The organism is bacterium (assembly GCA_037128595.1).
GTDB lineage: Bacteria > Verrucomicrobiota > Kiritimatiellia > CAIKKV01 > CAITUY01 > JAABPW01.
The window spans coordinates 1-18,889 of sequence record JBAXWB010000028.1 but is presented as its reverse complement, the minus strand read 5'-3'; the positions used below and the strand labels follow the sequence as shown (position 1 = coordinate 18,889).

The 18,889-nt window shown below is 60.1% G+C and carries 11 protein-coding genes; 6 read left to right on the top strand and 5 right to left on the bottom strand.

Annotation, left to right across the window (positions count from 1 at the left end):
- Positions 1 to 4 precede the first annotated feature (4 nt).
- Together WCS52_15515 and WCS52_15510 are read right to left on the bottom strand one after the other, a co-directional pair.
- Positions 5 to 1,450 (bottom strand): family 43 glycosylhydrolase, encoded by a 1,446-nt coding sequence (locus tag WCS52_15515; GenBank protein ID MEI6168591.1) that lies wholly within the window; start codon positions 1,448 to 1,450, stop codon positions 5 to 7.
- A 19-nt stretch (positions 1,451 to 1,469) separates the two neighbouring features.
- On the bottom strand, positions 1,470 to 3,389 hold the full coding sequence (locus WCS52_15510) for a sialate O-acetylesterase (GenBank protein ID MEI6168590.1): 1,920 nt from the start codon (positions 3,387 to 3,389) through the stop codon (positions 1,470 to 1,472).
- 135 nt (positions 3,390 to 3,524) lie between these two features.
- Here WCS52_15510 and WCS52_15505 point away from each other — a divergent pair, with 135 nt between their 5' ends.
- Positions 3,525 to 5,111, top strand: coding sequence for a family 20 glycosylhydrolase (locus WCS52_15505; GenBank protein MEI6168589.1), 1,587 nt, complete (start codon positions 3,525 to 3,527; stop codon positions 5,109 to 5,111).
- Positions 5,112 to 5,127: 16 nt separating this feature from the next.
- Here WCS52_15505 and WCS52_15500 read toward each other — a convergent pair whose 3' ends face one another.
- Genes WCS52_15500 through WCS52_15490 form a run of 3 tightly spaced genes read right to left on the bottom strand, consistent with a single transcriptional unit; the run spans position 5,128 to position 8,071 of the window.
- Positions 5,128 to 6,327 carry a type II toxin-antitoxin system HipA family toxin gene (locus tag WCS52_15500; protein ID MEI6168588.1) on the bottom strand — a complete coding sequence of 400 codons (1,200 nt, stop codon included), beginning with the start codon at positions 6,325 to 6,327 and terminating at the stop codon, positions 5,128 to 5,130.
- Positions 6,324 to 6,629 carry an XRE family transcriptional regulator gene (locus tag WCS52_15495; protein ID MEI6168587.1) on the bottom strand — a complete coding sequence of 102 codons (306 nt, stop codon included), beginning with the start codon at positions 6,627 to 6,629 and terminating at the stop codon, positions 6,324 to 6,326. Before WCS52_15495 ends, WCS52_15500 begins: the two co-directional genes overlap by 4 nt.
- Before the next feature lie 59 nt (positions 6,630 to 6,688).
- Positions 6,689 to 8,071, bottom strand: coding sequence for a sigma 54-interacting transcriptional regulator (locus WCS52_15490; GenBank protein MEI6168586.1), 1,383 nt, complete (start codon positions 8,069 to 8,071; stop codon positions 6,689 to 6,691).
- Between the two features lie 272 nt (positions 8,072 to 8,343).
- On the opposite strand from WCS52_15490, the gene WCS52_15485 reads away from it, so the two are divergent.
- From WCS52_15485 to WCS52_15465, 5 genes are all read left to right on the top strand, one after another.
- Positions 8,344 to 9,393: a MoxR family ATPase gene (locus tag WCS52_15485; GenBank protein MEI6168585.1), complete on the top strand. Its 1,050-nt coding sequence runs from the start codon at positions 8,344 to 8,346 to the stop codon at positions 9,391 to 9,393.
- A gap of 104 nt (positions 9,394 to 9,497) precedes the next feature.
- Positions 9,498 to 10,457, top strand: coding sequence for a DUF58 domain-containing protein (locus WCS52_15480; GenBank protein ID MEI6168584.1), 960 nt, complete (start codon positions 9,498 to 9,500; stop codon positions 10,455 to 10,457).
- 157 nt (positions 10,458 to 10,614) lie between these two features.
- Positions 10,615 to 12,882, top strand: a complete 2,268-nt coding sequence (locus tag WCS52_15475; GenBank protein MEI6168583.1) for a BatA domain-containing protein — start codon at positions 10,615 to 10,617, stop codon at positions 12,880 to 12,882.
- Positions 12,866 to 15,991 (top strand): hypothetical protein, encoded by a 3,126-nt coding sequence (locus WCS52_15470; protein MEI6168582.1) that lies wholly within the window; start codon positions 12,866 to 12,868, stop codon positions 15,989 to 15,991. The genes WCS52_15475 and WCS52_15470 overlap by 17 nt, the downstream gene beginning before the upstream one ends.
- Positions 15,991 to 18,889 (top strand): hypothetical protein (locus WCS52_15465; GenBank protein MEI6168581.1); only part of this gene is annotated, 2,899 nt, incomplete at its 3' end. The genes WCS52_15470 and WCS52_15465, both read left to right, overlap by 1 nt.

The window sequence follows — 18,889 nt, the reverse complement described above, 5'->3', positions numbered from 1 at the left end:
TGCATTACCCCGCAGCGCCGGTAACGCCAGTCCCGAAAAGCTGAAAATCGATCACCCCGAGTCCCATCCCTGGAGGCCAACCCACCATGCAAAGTTTTACGGCGCGCACTTCCGTCGGCGCCAATTCCTGGTAATCGATCAGCAGATCATCCTTATTTCCTGTGCGATCCAGCAGCAAAACCCATGCGCCATCCAGGCTACTTTGGATCAACACCTTGTATTGAAACGGCCCCGGCAAAACTCCGTGCTCGTAGTCCAACCCCGGCTCTACCCAGCAAATCCGCAGCGCCTGGACCTTGAACGGAGCCCCCAGATCCACTTGCAACCATGGCTCCCGATCCTCACGGCCAGCCTGCCACCAGGTGCGCATCGATCCATCCACGGCATAGGACGAAACATGACCCTCCGCCTCACTGGACACCCGGGTAATCTTTCTTGCGCACAAAGGAAGCCAGCCTGTATCGCCCTCCCGCAAGGGATCCGCTTTCATGCCGGGCGCCCACTGGGGCCATTCGGAGGCGCCGAAACAAACGAGCTGGCCGTCTCCATCAAACCCCACCGGATCCATGCCAATTCGCCGCTCGAAGATGTGATGATAGCAAACCAGGCAGGTATAAAACGCCCAGATTGTATGGGAAGGTCCTTTAACGAGACACCCATGCCCCGGCCCCTGGACGAGACCATGCGGATCACGCAAAAAGGGATTGTGTTCGGCATAACGAAAAGGCCCCATGGGGTGGTCCGAAACATAGACCCCCATGGCATAGGAGGATAATTGCGTCGCCGGCGCACAATAGGTCAAATAATAAGTGTGGCCATGCTTGAACATCCAAGGCCCTTCCACCCAGCTTCGGGACGGGTCCTCATTATGACATCCATACCGTTCCCAGACGTGAGCAGGGTTGTAGGAAAACAAGATTTCCGGAGCCGTGACGGCTTTTTGCGGCGCGGCAGGATCCATCTGCATGCCATAGATCCCGGCCCCCCCGCATCCCCAATAGAGATAGACCGAACCGTCATCATCAGAAAAATACATGGGATCCCAAAATGCCGGTGGGGTTCGCCCCTGTTCATCGACAATCGCGCCACAGTTTATCCAAGGGCCCAAGGGCGTATCGGCACGATACAGGCAAGGATGTTCACGATCTGAGGCTGTGAGATAAAATGCGTCCTGATGAAGCATGATCGTGGGCGCATAGCCCACGTCCTCCAAATTCATCTGTATATGTTCCCAGGAACAGAAATCTTCACTCACCCAGACCATTCCCGCGGAAGGGTAGAGATACCACTTATTTTCGTAATACAAAACACTGGGATCAGCCGTCTCCCTGAAATCGCGGCGTGCCCCGTTATTGAGCCACCCATAGGTCTTGTTTTCCTTGTCCCGGCAATATTTCCCACGGGGGTAATCAGGTAATGCCAACGGATTGCAATAGGTTCGGTTGTTCATAATATTCTCATTCTTTTCATCATGGCATCCAATCATCAGTTCTGAACGGTGATGCGGGTAGACCCGCCTGATTAAATAGAGTCGCAGCCGGGTTGTTGGCCCAGGCATAGCGCACGGCCACGGGATGCGGGACAGCCGTGCTGGAGACAGCGACTCCATCGAGCCCGATTACCGCGTTAGCCGGAATAAACCGGCGATCTTCCCCGGCCATGGTAAATCCATGGAGACCGCCCTCCTTCGCGACCAACCCGCTCCCGGTATGCGTAAAAACAATGTGCGCTTCGTTACCCCGGAATGAACACGACTTGAACAAGGGGCCACACGCAACAATATCCCTTCGCTGGTAAACACCCCCGAGGGCGGATAGCGCCAGCCGTCGCCCGACATCCTGTTTGTTCTGCGGATGAATATTTGACTCATCTCCAATGTCGATGGTGACAGCCATGCCCGTCTCAGGTAGCGCAAGGGCCATCGATTGGGCTTCACGAATCTCGGCCCAGGAACTCCGCCCCTGTTCATCCCTGAACCCATAGTTCGGCAACTGCACAAAGAGAAATGCAAAAGACGCCTGATTCCACATGGCACGCCAGTCGCGGATGAGCGCGGGCAATTGCTGACGATAGCGGCCGGGGGCCTCGGAATTCGATTCGCCTTGATACCAGATGGCGCCCCGCAAACCGAAGGGGGCAACGGGGGAGATCATCCCCTGATATAAAATCGTGGGGCTGTTGGGATTACCGTCTCCAAAAGGCGCAAACGGTTCACGCGGCCGCAGGATCTCCCCGAAATCCTGTTCAATCCGGTAGCGCCAAGGCCCAACCAGGCGCGCAATCGTCCGGGTCTCATCCAGCGTCGTAAGCCGCAGGGCTTCGGCCCGGCCGCCAAACCCGCCGGCATAGCAATCGGACATGACGCGTACGGCGATCACATTCCGACCGACCTGCACCAACCGGCCAGGCACCCGATACTGACGGGCAACGGACCAGAAAGACGGCGTGTCCTTGCCGATGCGTCCGATCTCCTCCCCATTGAAATAGGTGACATCGGTCTTGTCGATTGGCCCAAGACTGAGAAGCAGGTCACGCCCTGCATCCGCTTCCGTGACTACCACTTCACGGCGGAACCAAAATACGCCACTGATCGGATGCCCGGCAGGTTGCCAGTACCCGGGCAGGTTCATTTTTCCCCAACCGGTCTGATCCCACTCCGGGGCCGCCCATCCCAGGGTGTAGCCTGAGTTACCTGTATCCTTCGGGAGATTCGCTTCCTCCCAGTCCTTACGCTCCAACAAGCGTTGGGCGTGCTCTTCCGCCAAGGCGACGGGATCCGTCTGGATCCGCTCATACGTCAGTAGTTCCTCCCGGCACTCCTCAATTCCGAGAAGCGCATCCCGGCTGGTCCACGCTTCAATCCGGGTTCCGCCCCAGGAGGAATTGATCAAGCCAATGGGGACGCCGAGCGCACGCTGAAGTTCCCGCCCGAAATAGTAGGCGGTTGCGGAAAATGAGCCCACGGTATCCGGACCACACACCGACCAGGCCGCCGTGACATCGGAAGTCGGCGCAATTTTCGCCTGCTTGGGGACGGTAAAAAGGCGAATGCCAGGCTGGTCGGCCGCCGTCACTTCGTTTACACCATCAGCGGCATCACGGACGCCCATCTCCATGTTAGATTGACCTGAACAGATCCAGACTTCACCGACCATGATATCGCGGACACGGATCTCTCTGGTCGCGGAGACCACCAGTTCAAACGGACCACCCGCCTCCAAGGCCGGAAGCGTCATCCGCCACGCCCCGCTCACACCGACAATGGCACTCTCAACATGCCCCGCGAGGAGAACGATCACCGCCTCCCCCGGTTCACCCCACCCCCATACCGGCAACGGGATTCCACGTTGCAACACCATGTGATCCCCGAAAATTCCCGCTAATTGCATATTGGTCCATTCCATCGATTTGTTGTTTCAAAATAGCACAACCACCGTCGTAAGACAATATACTATTATCTATTGCAATCCGCATATACATAGCGTATTGATATTACGAATGACAGTTATGAGCAGGAGCACGCCATGCGACCGGACAAAACCACTATGACGCCGCCTATTATCGCCTACCATTTGGATCTCAAGGGCGTCCAGATTCGATCTAACCACATTCCGCAACTGCTCGCAGATTTAGCCGGGCAGGGAATTAACAAGGTTCTCGTGGAATACGAGGATACCTTTCCCTTTACCCCACCTGTGCGTGTGGCCTGGGATCCCAAAACGGCTTTCACAACCGCATCGCTCACGGCATTCATAACGGAAGCGAACCAGTGTGGTATTGAAATCATCCCCCTGCAGCAGTGCCTGGGACATCTTGAGTACCTGTTGAGATGGAAATGTTATGCGGGATTCGCTCAAAACCAGGAATATCCCTCTACCCTGCGGTTGGACAAACCCAAGGCAAGGGCGTTTATCCGGGAAATGCTGCGCCAGGTCATAGAAGCCCATCCTGATAGCCGCTTCATTCATCTGGGCATGGATGAAGCTCGGCATCTGAACGAAAGTTCTCTTGTCCGAAAACGGGGAGCCGTCCTTCCCGTTTTTATGGAGTACTTGGAAGAGTTATGCGATTGGGTGGAAAAGTTCGGCAAAACCCCGATTATATTCACCGATATGATAGAAAACCACTTCCAGGTGGACAACCCTTTGGCTCGGTTCAAAGATCGTATCATCCTTATGCCTTGGGACTACACCGCACGGGGTGAGTGGATGCAGCAGGGGCAGATCCTTGGGCCTCGGATCGGGCGGAAAACGGCTCTGGAGGCCCAGAATGGCCATGGGGGAATGATTCATCAGGACACCAAGTTTGTAGAGGATTTGCCCCAGGACATCAGGCGTGTCATCAAACCTTATTATCGGAACGGACGCTTCAAGACGCTGTGGCAGGTAGACTATTTCACCAAGCTTGGATTCCGTGTCATCGGCGCCGCAGCGGGCCGGGTCAGCGCCGACGGGGCCGTGCTCCCCTCGTTCCGGAAGCGGTTTGAAAATATCGAGGCGTGGAGTCAGGCTATCCACAGAAACCGTCAAATGGGCCTCTGTGTGACCTCCTGGGCTCGCGGTAATTCGTTCAGTCCCCCGAATTTCAATATTGATCTCTGCTGGCCCTCCATCACCAGTTGCACCCAACTCATGGGCGCAAGGCCGCCTCAATTCTGGAGCGGCATCCCGGACAAACCGCTTGAAAAGCTCCTCTGGAGCATCAGTCAATTCCGGGAGGGATCAGCGCCAGGGAAACCGATCCTCGAAATCATCCGGCGCTGGCTGCCCCGTATTAAAACCCATCGTTATGAATGGCAAAGTCTCACCCTCATGGTCATGACACTGGAACTCCAGCGCAAATGCGCCTTTGCCTGCGAGGAAAGCGTCTGGTTCGGCGCCTCCCGGCGCCTTCCACCCCTCCAGTGGCAACGCTTAATTCAAGATCATGAACGATGCGAGAAAGAGATCATCACGCTACGACGTCGGATCCAGACGCATTTCTCAAAACGCTATCACGGGAAAGCCTTTCAGGATTGGCTCTGCTATCTCTTCGGCCCAGCGGAAAACCGGCTACGCGACAGCCTGACGTTCTGTCGCACTCAAAGAAAAAAATCAGCCCTGTTGAACTGAATACCTAATGGCTTTTCTATCCTGCTAACAGGATTTTCCCGATCCGATCCAGGGTCGGCTTGAGCACACCACAATCCCGTGCAAAGGAGGGCCACCGTTTTACAGCCGCACGAACCTCGTCCTCGATCTGCGCGGCTTCGGGTGCGCCAATACCGGCCCCTGCTGCAACACGGCGGAACTGCTCCTGACCGGGTGCCCGTCCTTCTCCGCAAACCGACGTCGTGTGTTCACCACCGGGCCCTTCGGTAAAGGTCAGGTCAAACCCCGGGGCCAGCATCCACCCCTCCTCCGGCTTGTAAAGAAAAGCGAAATTCTTCACATGGTCATCCCGGTTGTGAGCCAGCACGTTGAAAACCATCAGCCGGTAAATCTTCCGAACCTCCCCCATATTCCCCGTTAAAAGGCGCACCACTTTGTGGATATCCTGATAATCAAAACAGGGCAGGCGGAAGTTGGCTCCGGTCAGGTTCCCCAGACTGTGCATGTGAATGCGCCGCGGCCCCTCCCGGTCAAACCTCCTGACGCCAAAAAAGCGGCCCTCCCGAACCTCGAACAGCCTGTGCTCCGGAAATGAAATTCCCGCCGCCCGGGCCATGAGGGCGTAAGCCGCCTCCACCGCTCCCGTATCCGGTGAGTCAGTCCTCGCAAAAAATTTAACCAACCACGGGGCATACCCTCCGGGATACGGCTCCGGCCCCGTAACAAGGTCTCCACCACAGACCCCGGCCAGCACTTTTGGCCGTGCCCCGCCGGGTGAGCCACCGGCCTGCAGGAGTTCAGGCAAAACAACTGCGGCGTCCCCTTCCAACACGGCTTGAGCCTCCCTCGCCAACCGCCCCAGTTCCCCCCCCTTCACACCCTCATCTGACTCTCGTGAAGAAGGATGGAAGGAGAGCGCGCCAAGGGCACTCTCTCCCATCCATGCCAAGCGGTCCAACTCGGTAAAGGCTGCCGACGAGGCCCCTCTCTGACGCAGGAACCTGTCCATCAACAAACGCCCCCACCCATCCGGAAGCGCATCATCAAACACTCCCGGCAACTGCGGGAATGTTTGTAACCCAGGTACCACCGGCAACTTGAAGGGCGAGAGCGGGTCCCCCTGCGTGATGAAGGCCTCGTCAAACTCGAAAAAGTAGCGCCCCCGGTCTTCCGCTAACTCTCCCACGGGAATGACCTGGCCGGGCGCCCTATGATAACGCACAGTTAGCCGCTTCACCGCACTCCCCGCTTTGGCAGAGGCTGCCGTAAACGCCGGTCCAATTCATCGATACTCCGGGCAGGCGGAGGGCCGAGCAACGTTCCGAACTCCTCCAGTCGGCCTAGGGAAAAGGCGACACGCAAAACAAGTTCCAACGACGCCTGCCCCGTTTGCTCAAACCGTTTGAGTGACGCCCCGGAAACCCCTGCCCGCTCAGCCAACGTCAGGCGCTTCCATCCAGCTAACAGCCTCAACGCCTTCGCTTTGGCCCCCAGGGCTACCGACATCTCTTCTGGCATCAATTGATTCAGCAATTCCATAAGGATAATATATAGTCTTCTTCATACGATATTTCAACAATAAAGACAATATAATAACCTCAATCCTTGCCGTTCAATTCATGCTTGCGCACCAACCGTTGCAGATAGGCGCGCTCAATCTGCGCTTCCCGCGCGGCACGGGAAATATTGCCGTCATTGCGATCCAGTAATTTCACCAGATAGTCTTTCTCAAACTGGTCAACCAACTGGTTCTTGGCTTCCTTGAAGGGCAGGTCCGACTGGTCATCCGCCCCAGCGTCAGGATTCGTTGCGCCCATACGCCCCAGTGAGAGGCAGGCCCCCAGATCAATGGCCCCCGTCGAACCGCGTACCGCCATCTCGATCACATTTCTCAACTCACGGGCATTCCCCGGCCAGTCATGCTGCCGGAACAGGGTCATACTTTTCTCAAACTCCGCCCAGGCCGTCACATCATCGGACCCCGTGAGGTCTTTCAGGATGCAGCGTACCAGCAGCGGGATGTCATCCTTCCGCTGCCGCAGCGGCGGCAGTTCAATTTTCACAATCGACAGCCGGTAAAAGAGGTCTTCACGGAACCGGCCCTCACGGACCTCCCTCTCCAGGTTGCGGTTCGAGGCCGCAATGATCCGCACATCCACTGGGCGCACCGTATTCGCCCCCAACCGCCGCACTTCTTTCTTTTCCAATACGCGTAGCAGTTTCGGCTGTAACGACAGGTCCAACTCGCCAATCTCATCCAGGAACACCGTCCCTCCATGCGCGGCCTCGAAAGCCCCTACCCGCTCTGCACCCGCCCCCGTGAACGCCCCTTTCGCATGTCCGAATAATTCGCTTTCGATCACCCCGGTCGCCAACGCGCCGCAGTCAATGACCACAAACGGCTTCTTGCTCCGGGGACTATGCGCATGCAGCGCCTCGGCCAGGAGTTCCTTGCCCGTTCCCGTCTCCCCTTGAATCAGAATGGCCGCATCGCTCCGGGCATAGGTCTCCGCCAGATGAAAGACCCGGCGCATCGCCGCACTCACCCCGTTCAACCGCCCGAACTGCTCCAAGTCACTCAAGGGATAGGACATCGTTTCCTGCAGCGGACTGAACACCATCCGCGTCGTCCCCACCTGGAATTCCACCCCCTGGGTCAGATACACCTCACAGACCCGGACCCCCTGCACCATCGTGCCATTGGTGCTGCCCAGATCCCGCAAAAAGAAGCCCTCTTCACGCTGATGAATCTCGCAATGCCGGCGCGAGGCCGCCGCATCCGTCACAATCAGGTCGTTCTGTGCGCCCGCGCCGATCGTAAATACATCCTTGTCGATCGGGACTTCACGTCCCCGTTCGGTACTGCTGATCATCAGGAGTTTCGCCTTTTTCAACTGCAAGGCACGTGGTGCCCCCTTGCCGGGGAGCATGACCGTCTGGAGTCCGCTTCGGACCGAACGCTTGATGGCTGTCTTAGTCATAATGGTGATCTTGAGGCTACGCCGCCCTCCCCTCACCGTCAACACGAAACTGCATACAACAGAATGCACCTAACCCCGCTAACTGCATACTGTGCAACACAACCCTGGCGCCCGTCATCATCGCACTCTTAATCATAATCGTAATCGTAATCCTAATCGTAATCCTCTGCCCCGGAAAAGATTACGATTAGGATTACGATTACGATTAAGACTAGAAGAATGAATCATGGCACACCTCGTGCTAAATAACTGACACATCAAAAGGAGCCGCTATGTCGAACATTGAAGAACATGCCAACGCCGTCCCACCGCCTGCCACCCAGGGCGACATCGAAACAGTCAAAGCGCTGAATGTCGCCTACGAAAAATTGACGAAGGAGGTCCGCCAGGCCATTGTCGGCCAGGACAAGGTGGTCGAAGAGGTCCTCGTGGCCATCTTCTGCCGGGGCCATGCGCTGCTGGTCGGCGTTCCGGGCCTTGCCAAGACCCTGCTGGTGAGCACCCTCTCCCGGGTGATGGATTTGTCATTCAAGCGCATCCAGTTCACCCCCGACCTGATGCCCGCCGACATTACCGGCACTGATGTCCTCGAAGAGGATCGCACCACGGGCAAGCGGGCCTTCCGGTTTGTTCATGGCCCCTTGTTCGCCAACATGGTTCTGGCCGACGAAATCAATCGGACGCCGCCCAAGACCCAGGCCGCGCTGCTGGAAGCCATGCAGGAGCGGATCGTCACCGTGGGCGGAGCCAGCTTCAAACTCCCTGACCCCTTCTTTGTTCTCGCGACCCAGAACCCCATTGAACAGGAGGGAACCTATCCCCTGCCCGAAGCCCAGCTGGACCGCTTCATGTTCATGATCAAGGTGGGTTACCCCACCGCCGCCGAGGAGCTGGCGATTGCCAAGCAAGTCACCGGCACGTACAAGGCCCAGCTTGAACCGGTGTTGTCCGGCGAGGACATCCTTAAGCTGCAGGAGATCGTCCGCCGCGTTCCGGCCGCCGATCATGTGTTTGAGTACGCCCGCGATCTGGCCCGGGCCACCCGCCCCGGACCCGACTCCCCGGCGTTTGTGCGGGAACTCATCCAGTGGGGAGCCGGCCCGCGTGCCACCATCAACTTGATGATGGCCGCCAAAGCCCGCGCCATCCTGCACGGGCGTTATCACGCCACCACGGAAGATGTTCGCGAGCTGGCCGTGTGCGTCCTGCGGCACCGCATCGTGCCCACCTTCAATGCGGATGCCACCGGCATCACCACCGACCAGATTGTCCAGCGGCTGCTGGAAGAAATCAAACCGTCGGCGTCCGGATCGCTGACTTAACCATCATAATCGTAATCTTAATCTTAATCTTTTTATTCCTCTGGACAATAGCCACCCCCAAGAATGATTACGATTATGATTAAGATTACGATTAAGAGTGAAACATGATTGACGCCCCCCAAAGCCCTTCGACCTCCGTTCCGGCCCACTTCCAGTTACTGGATCCTGAGGCGATGGCCAAGATCAACCGGCTTGAACTGCTCGCCCGGCAAACGGTGGAGGGATTCATTTCCGGGCGGCACAAAAGCCCCTACCGCGGCTATTCGGCCGAATTTGCCGAACACCGGGAATATGCGCCGGGCGACGACCTCCGCGATCTCGACTGGCAAGTCTATGCCAAGTCCGACCGCTATTACATCAAGCAGTATATCGAGGAGACCAACCTCCGGGCCACCATTCTGCTGGATGCTTCGGGATCCATGGGCTATCGCGGCGAAAACGCCGCCAAACACCAGGGCCAACCCCTCAGCAAATTCGAGTACGGCCGGTTTCTCGCCGCCAGCCTGGTGCGCCTGCTCCTGAATCAGCAGGATGCGGTCGGCCTGGTGACCTTTGACACGGCGATCCGCCGCTACCTTCCCTGCCGGACCCGGACCAATCACATGAGTGTCCTGCTGGAGGAACTGTTCAAAACGAAACCCGGCGAGGAATCGGCTCTCGCCCCGGTCTTCCACGAGGTGGCTGAACGGGTCCATCGCCGCGGCCTCCTGATCATCATCTCCGACCTGTTTGATAACCCGGAGAACCTCCTCAAGGCGCTCCATCACTTCCGCTTCCGCAAGCACGAGGTCATTCTCATGCATGTGATGGCAGATGAAGAACTGACCTTCCCGTTCAAGCACTGGAGCCAGTTCCGCGATCTGGAGCAATCAGGAAACCATTTGGAAATCGATCCGGAGTCCCTGCGCTCTGCTTATCTGAGCGAAGTCCGATCCTTTCTTAATAGGATCGAAAAAGGCTGCGGCGAGATGCGGATCGACTATGTCCCCTTCTCAACCCATCAGGATTTTGACCTGGCCCTGGCCAGCTATCTGGCACACCGGAAGAGCCTGGTGAAGCGATGAGAAAGCCGGTGAGCAGTGGACAGTGGGCAGCGAGCAGTAGGCAGTGGACAGAAGGCAGAAGACAGTTTTTTGCTTCCTGCCCACTGCCCTCTGCTCACTGCTCACTGCTTACTGCCCACTGCCCACTGCCCACTGCCCGCTGTGTGGGGGCGCCTTCATGACATTCCTGAATCCATTAATCTTATTTGGCCTGGCGGCCATCGCCATCCCGATCCTCATTCATCTGATGAACCGGAGCAAGCCCCGTCCTATCGCGTGGGGGGCCATGCAGTTCCTGATGGCCTCGATGACCGCCCGGAGTCGCCGGGTGAAAATTGAAGACGGCATTCTCCTGTGCTTACGTTGCCTGGCGCTGACCGCCCTGGCGTTGGCCATGGCGCGCCCGTTCCTTCCCAGTATGTCCGCCGTGCCCTGGGTCCTCATCCTGCCCGGTATGCTGCTCGCCGTGCTCTGCGCCGGCATCGCCACCGTCATCTGGCCCAATGTCAAGCTACGCGGCCGGCTCCTGAAAACCGCCGCCGTCCTGCTGATCATCGCCGTGCTGGCCACTCTCCTGGAACAGCGGATCCAGGCCCGCCGCTGGATGACGGCGTCCGGCGGAGGCGATACGGTGATCATCCTCGATGCCTCGCTCTCCATGACCCTGGTCGCCAACGGACAAAGCCATTTCAACCAGGCGATCCAGGAAGCCCGCCTCCTGATCGAGCAGGCCCGTCCGGGTGACGCCCTGGCCATTATCCTGGCCGGTCCGGTCCCCCGGGCACTGATCAGTCGCCCTACGTCAGACCGACAGGAGCTATTGCGCGCCCTGGCCGGCCCGGACTGCAAACCCACTGGCGGCATCATGGCCGCGCTGGAAGCCCTGAACCTGGCGGCCTCCCTCCTGGCCGATGGCCCCAATGTCACCAAGTCCGTCGTGCTCTTCACTGACGGCCAGGTCACGGGATGGGATCCCCAGTCCAGCGCCCGCTGGGCGTTTCTGGCTTCCAACTTCACCCAACTCCCCGCCCCGCCGCGGGTCATCTGCCGCCGCCTGCCTCAACCGGAAGGGTTCCGCAACGCACTGGTCTCGGAAATCAGACTGTCACGTTCAATCATCGGCACCGATCGCCCCGTGAAAATCGAGGTGAGCATTGCCAACTCCGGCACGGTCGCCGTCCACCCTACCGCTCTGGAATTGAGTGTGGCCGGCCAACCGCCCGAACGCATTCCCATCATGAAGGACTTGATGCCTCAGACCTCCGAGACGTTCCTGTTCCCTCATCGATTCGAGGCCCCCGGCCCTCAACTCGTCCAGGCCAGGCTGATGACGGAAGATGATCTTCCGGCGGACAATGTGCTCGAACAGAAGGTCCAGGTCCTGGAACGCCTGCCGGTCCTCCTGGTCGAAGGGGCCTCCACGGAGCGCTTTTTCTTCCGCAAAACGGCAAGCCTCATCCGGAGCGCATTAACCCCGCGCGAAGCCACCTCAGGCCAAGGGGCCGGTTCCCCGGAATCGTCCTTTCTGGTTAAGCCCACGATTGTCGAGGCCGCTGATATCGGGACGATCAAGGATCTGAGCCCTTACCGTGTGATCATCATGGCCGATGTTTCACGCCTGCCGGCCACCGAAGCCGACCGGGTGTCTGCCTTTGTCAAGGCGGGCGGCGGACTGCTCGTGACACCGGGCGCCCGGGCTGAACCGGCTTTCTACAACGCCTGGCAGACCCCCGCCGGCGAGCCCATCCTCCCTGCCCGGCTCGAGCAACGCATCTACCCGCCGGATCCGCTGAAGCTGGACCTCAAGTCCTTCACCCATCCCGCCGTCCAGCTGGTGGCACAACCGGATCAATCCGATGCCCGGCTCGGCCTGATCGCCGGCTACTGGAAACTGGCACTGGATCCTGCGTCCAGCGAGATCCGAGTCGGTGGCAAACTTGAATCCGGTGCCCCCTGGCTTCTGGAGCACCCGCTCGGCAAGGGCGAAGTCCTGATGCTGCCCATGGCCTTTGATCGCCGCGACAGCAACCTCTCCTCGCTCAAGTGCTTTGTCCCGCTCGTCCATGAGATGGTGTATTTCCTGGCTGCCCCCGCCTTGCAGAACATCAATCAAGCGGTTAAAAACCCGCTCGAGGAAAGCACGCTCACCGGCCTCTCCGATGCCGATATCGCCGCCGTGCGCAGCCATATCGACCTGTTTCTTCCTGGATCCATGGAGGAACTCCTCACCGCCTTCACGGGGAAGGTACCGGGGCAGGAATTGTGGAAAATCCTGATTCTGTGCGCCTTGCTCACCCTCCTGGCCGAAGTCGCGCTGACCCGCTGGATCACGCTGCACCGGCATCTGCATCAGGCGAAACCGGTCACTCTGAAATCCCCGGCGGAAAGCGTGCAAGCCATGAAATCACATCTAACGGAATTACTAGGCAATGATCGAATTCCCTAACAGTCTCGCCGTCTACAGCCTATTCACCTGCCTCCTCCTGGCCGGGTGGGTCCGCTCTCACATCTGGAGCCGCGGGCTGACGGGGCAATGGAAGTGGCTGGGCTTCACCGGCAGATCGGTGATCGGATTCCTGACGCTCTTCGCCGCTGCCGGAGTGGCCCAGCATGCCATCGTCTTTTCGACCTCCTGGCGCCTCTGGCCGATCCTGCTGCCTGGCGCCTTCCTGATCGAAGGCGTCATGGCACTCGCCCGTTTGGAACGGAATATCGTCTCTCCCCGTGCCGGGAGAACCCTGACGGTCCTGCGGGTCTCGTCGATCCTGGCCGTCCTGCTCATCCTCTGCCAACCCGTGGTCGTGTTCAACGCAGTCCGTCACATCCAGCGCCACGTCGTGGTGCTGCTGGATGTGAGCGCCTCCATGCAGGTCCCCGACAACAACCTGTCGGCCGCTGAAAAACTGCGCCTGTCCGAGAGTCTGCAACTCCCTGCCGCCCGCCGCACCTGCCAACTGGATCTGATCGCCAGCCGTCTGGGCGAAATCAGCCAGACCCTTCTGGCCCGGACTGACTGGCTCAATGCCCTGTCCGAAGCCACGCCCGAGCTGCGGTCCCGTCAATTAAAACAGCAGGGTCCCGCCCAGCGGAAAGCCCTCAAGCAGATCGGGGCCTCCCTCGAGGAAGCCTCTCAAACCCTGGACACCGCGGCCGCCGCCCCGTTCCTCCAGAAGGCCGCCAGCACTCAAATCAGCGATCTGAAGCGCTTCAGATCCCAACTGACCGCCGAAGCCACCCAGCCTCTGGACCTTGCGATCAAACAGATTGATGCCTGGGACAACGTTCCCCCCACTCCCGCCGACTCCATAACGATGCGAGATGCCCTCCGGAAAACGGCCACGTTCCTGGCCGGGGCGGAAGGACGGTTACGCCCCATCGGCGATGAGGTGGACCGGAGCTTCTACCAGACCTTGTCGGAATCAGACCGGAAGGCCATTGACCAGGTGGCCACCCTGCGCCGGAGTGAGCTGGCGGAGCGCCTCCTGTCCTCGCACGCCACCCCCGGAATTCTGGAACAGCTGGACGCAGACTATGGGACTCAGGTCTATTCCTTCGGGGCCTTCCCCACCGAAGTAAAACCCCGTACCCTGTTCAAGACATCCGGGGCCGGCCCCCAGGTCGCCCCGGCCCCCCGGCAACTTCCGAGCACGGACCTGGCTGGAGCCCTGAGTAAAATTTCCGAAACCCTCACCCCGGAACAAACCGCCGGAGTGATTCTCCTCTCTGATGGCCGGCACAATACCGCCAGCTCGGTCGAGTCCATCGCCCGCACCTTCGGCACACAACGGATTCCCATCTTCCCCGTTGTCATGGGCGGAAACCGCACGCCCCCCACCGACGCCGCCATCGCCACCGTAACCGCGCCCGAATCCGTCAGCACCAACGAACGCGTCTCCTTCGCAGTGGATTTGAAACTGGACGGTCTGTCCGGCTCCAACGTGACGGTCACCCTCTTCGATGGCGCCATCCCGGTCGCCTCCAACACCGTGACGCCAACCGACGGCGCCTTCCGGCAGCAGCTCCTGCTTTCCGATCTTCCCAAAACCAACGGCCTGCACGCCTATTCCGTCAAAGCCGCCTCCTTTGCCTCCGAAGTGGATTTCAGCAACAACGTGTTCAGCATTCCGGTACGCGTTGAAAGCGATTCCATGAACGTGCTCCTGATCGATGGCACCCCGCGGTGGGAATTCCGTTTTCTTAAAAACCTGTTCATGCAACGGGACAAGAACGTGCGCCTCCAGTACCTGCTGCTTCATCCGGACCAGATCGACGGGATCACCGGCCGGCCCCCCCGTCCCGCCTCCGTTGCGGCAGACCCCTCGGAATGTGAAGCGACCCTCCTGCCGGCCAATGAGGCGGAATGGATGAAATTCGACGTGATCATCCTGGGGGATGTGGCCCCGGATGAGCTCGGCCCGTCGAACCTGCGCCACCTGCAGCACTATGTCCTCAACCGGGGCGGCTCACTGATCGTGATCGCCGGGAGCCGGTATATGCCCCAGGCCTATACGGGCACCCCCCTGGCGGAACTCCTGCCCGTCACCTTCAAGCCGGCCATCCGCCCGCTTCTGGCCGCACCGGAAGCGGAGTTCCGGCTGAACCTTACCGCGGAAGGGCGTCAGGCGATGGTGATGAACCTCGATGACAACCCGGCCGCCAACCTGAAAGCCTGGGACAGCCTTCCCGGCCTCCACTGGCGCAATGGCTCCCTCACGGCCAGAAGCAGTGCCACGGTGCTCGCCTATGCCACCCCGTTCCCGCCGGAACGGGATGATCAGCCCGCCTCCATTCCTGATGCCGAAGCCTTCCGGCAACAACGACAGCGCGAACAGGCCAACCCCCTCGTGGTGAGCCATCAGGCCGGCTTCGGCTCCGTCCTGATGTTCGGATTCGACCAGACCTGGCGCCTCCGCTACAAACGAGGGGATCAATATCACCACAAGTTGTGGGGCCAGATTCTCCGCTGGGCGACCTCCGACCGGATCGCCACGGGGTCTTCCACACTCCGGATCGGGACCTCGCGTTCCCGTTACCCCGCAGGCAGCCCGGTGCGGGTGACCGCCCGACTGGCCACCCCGGACTTCATGCCCATCAGCAAGGCCAACCCCGGCGCGACCTTATGGACCGGTGACAAGAGGGTCACACGCTTCACACTGAGTTACCGGGAGAGCTCGCCCGGCATCTATGCCGCCGAGTTGGGCGCCCTTCCCGAAGGGCTATACCGCATCGAATTGGACACCGCCGGAATCAGCCAGCTTAATTCCGCCAGCCCCTCTCCCGTATCCGCTGAATTCTCCGTCACGGCCGCCGCTGACTCCGAAACCGTTGAACTCTCGGCCGATCGCGGCCTCCTAACCAGCTTGGCCGGGCTCACCGCCGGCGCCGTACTGGAACCTGCCGCTCTTAATTCCATCGCCAAACGACTTGGCCCGGCGACCCTCACCACCCGTGAGCGGCGTCAGGTGGATCTCTGGAATTCATGGCCCTGGTTCCTTCTGATCCTGACGCTCCTGACCGCCGAGTGGATGTTGCGCAAGAAAGTGAGACTGCCCTGATGAACCTATTTTCTTCCCAAGACGGCCCGGCCGGGACGCCTCGCCCTACCAAAATTCAGGAGATCCCGCCCCCTGCGCTGCCCGCCGAGATTGTCACGGCGCTCAGCGGGCTTATCCGGCGTACCCGGCGCCTGGTGATCCTCCGCGGCCTGTGCGCCTCCTGTGCCGCCGGCATCGGCGCGTTTCTGCTCATCATGCTGCTGGACGCCGGCGTCACCCTGCTCGACCCCTGGCCGCGCTGGCTCATGACCGGTCTGGCCTATTCAACCTGGGTGGGCGCCACCATCTGGTTTCTGATCCGCCCCCTGATGCACGCCTTCACTCTTGCCGGGATCGCACGGCTCATCGAGACGCATCACCCGGAATTGCAGGAACGCATCAGTTCCGCCGTCCAACTGCTGAGCAGCCGGGATCTCCCCTCCATCCGCGGATCCGACACCTTGATTGCCGCCCTGACGGCGGAAGCCGTACGCGAAGCGGTGACCATCCAGCCCCGGCGGGAAATCTCATTCCGCGGTGCCATCCCCTTCGTGGTGGCCGCCCTACTGGTACTGGGGGTGCTGGCCGCCTCCTACCTGGTCCGCCCACGACAGACCGGCTTCCTGCTGGCGCGGGCCGCTGCTCCTTTCCTGAATCTCCCCAACGTCCAGGCCATGGACCTGGTGATCGAACCGGGAGACACCCTGATCGCCGCCGGGTCCAGCCTGCAGGTTTCGCTCCGCACCGCCAACCCGGTCGTCACCTCCGCACGACTCCGTCAGGTGGATCGGCAGGGCCATGAGAGCGTCATCGACATGCTGGCACTCCCTCCCTTGACCAATCAACCCGGCCGGCGGTTTACCGTCACCCTGCCCAGTGTGATGAACGACTTCCGGTACCGCGTCCATGCCGGCGATGCCTTGTCCCGGTTCTTCACGGCCCGGGTGGCAACCCCGCCCGTCATCGAGCACCTGGATATCCGTTATCGCTTTCCCGAATACTCCCGTCTGGGCGTCAAGCATGAACACGACGGATCCGGAACCATCCGGGCCCTCGTCGGCACTGAAGTGACCATCTCCGCCGAGGTCAACAAACCCGCACGGCAGGCCGCACTCCAGATCAACTCCCCGACCCTCACCAACAGTATTACGGGAACGGTACGCACGGTTGGCAAAACGGTTTTCTACGACTTTTCCCTGACGCTTCCCAAGGGCTTGAATGGCGGTTGGACCCTCCGGCTGACCGACGAGATCAACCTGACCAATTCGCCTTTCGAACATTCCATCCAGGCCCTCCCGGATAACCCGCCGGTGATTACGGTGACCAGCCCCCTCCAGAAGGAACTGCACCTGAACCGCGCCACCCGCCTGCCGGTTTCCTACCGTGCCACGGATGACCTGGGCCTGACCGCCCTGGCGATGGTCTTAACGCTCCCGGGTTCAACCGACGACCTGATCCGGCCCCTCGCCTTTCCCGCTTCAACCACCAACGGCTCACTGCGACTCATCAACGGCGAAACCACCCTGATGCTTGAGGATCCCCTGTTCACCGGCGTCCAGCGCTTCTCCTTCCGCCTCCGCGCCTGCGATACCCGGTCGGGAGCCTCCGCCAAACCCCAGTCTTCAGATTCAGAAGTGATCACCATCCTCCTTGAAAGCCAGGCGGAGTCCTGGACTGAACAGGTGCTGGCCAGCCAGGAACAGCGCGTGCAGCAGGGGCTTAAACAGGTTCAGCAAAAACTCGCCTCGGCCAGCGAGCAGGCCCGCGCCCTGAATAACCCGCGCACCCTGCAGCAGCCGCTCACCGATGACACCACCCGGAAAATTGACACCTTGCAGGATACGCTGGCCGCCACCGACAATGCATTACGGGATATTGCCACCGATCTCGACAAGGGCTTCTTTGAGACCCTTGCCAGCAATCTGACCGCCCTGGCTGAAAATCATGTCAGTAAAGCAGAGAATATGGCCGGCCAGATCCGCCTCGTGGATACGCCGGCGGAACGGATGGCTATCAACAGCAACATCACCGCCGAAATTGCGACCTCCCAGAATATCCTGGAACGGGCCATCAAGGATCATGAACTGGCCCGCTCGGCCGTGCACCGTGCCGTGGAACTGGACCAGCTGGCGGAGAAACAGGCGGCGCTCGCCCAAACCCGGCAGGATATGGAAAAAGCCATGACCGATCCCGCCACCAACGCGATGTCTGCCGCCCAAACCGCCGCCGCAAAGGAGTGGCAGAAGGAGCAGGACCGAGTGGCGGATGAGCTCGCCAAGCTGGCCCGTGAAAACCCGGACTCCGTGAGCCAGGTTGCCGCCGACATCAGTAATCGCACCACGCAAGCCAGTGTCCAGGCCCTGGAACTGGCCCATCGGCAAACTGAACTGGCCGCCGCGACCAAAGAGGAATCGGACCAATTGCAAAAACTGGACACCCAGTGGCACGCACTGGCCACCCGCCAGAACCAACTGGCAGAACAGGCCCGGACCGAGCCCCTGGCCACCGCCCAGAACGAAGCCATGCGACAGGCTGCCCGCGACCTGGAGTCCGGCAAAAAAGAGCCGGCCATTGAAACCCAGTCCCGGATCGCCTCGGCCCTTCATCAGAAAGCCGACACCCTGGCCAAGGCGGCCGACGTCCCGCAGGATACGACCAAACCTGATCCCGCACAGGAATTGGCCGCCCGCGCGGCCGGCCTGAAAGCCGGATCGCCGAAGACCAGTCAACCCAACGCGAACGAGGCGGCAGCCAAAGCGGCCGCGCAAAAGGCCGCACAGCAGGCGCGGGAAGCCGCCGAGCTGGCGAAGCAGGCAGACCAGCTTGCTGGCCAGAAAGCAGAACAGGCCAGCCAGACCGCCCAGCAAGCCGAACAACAAACGGGTGCCGCCAAGGACAAGGAGGCCACCCGCGAGATCG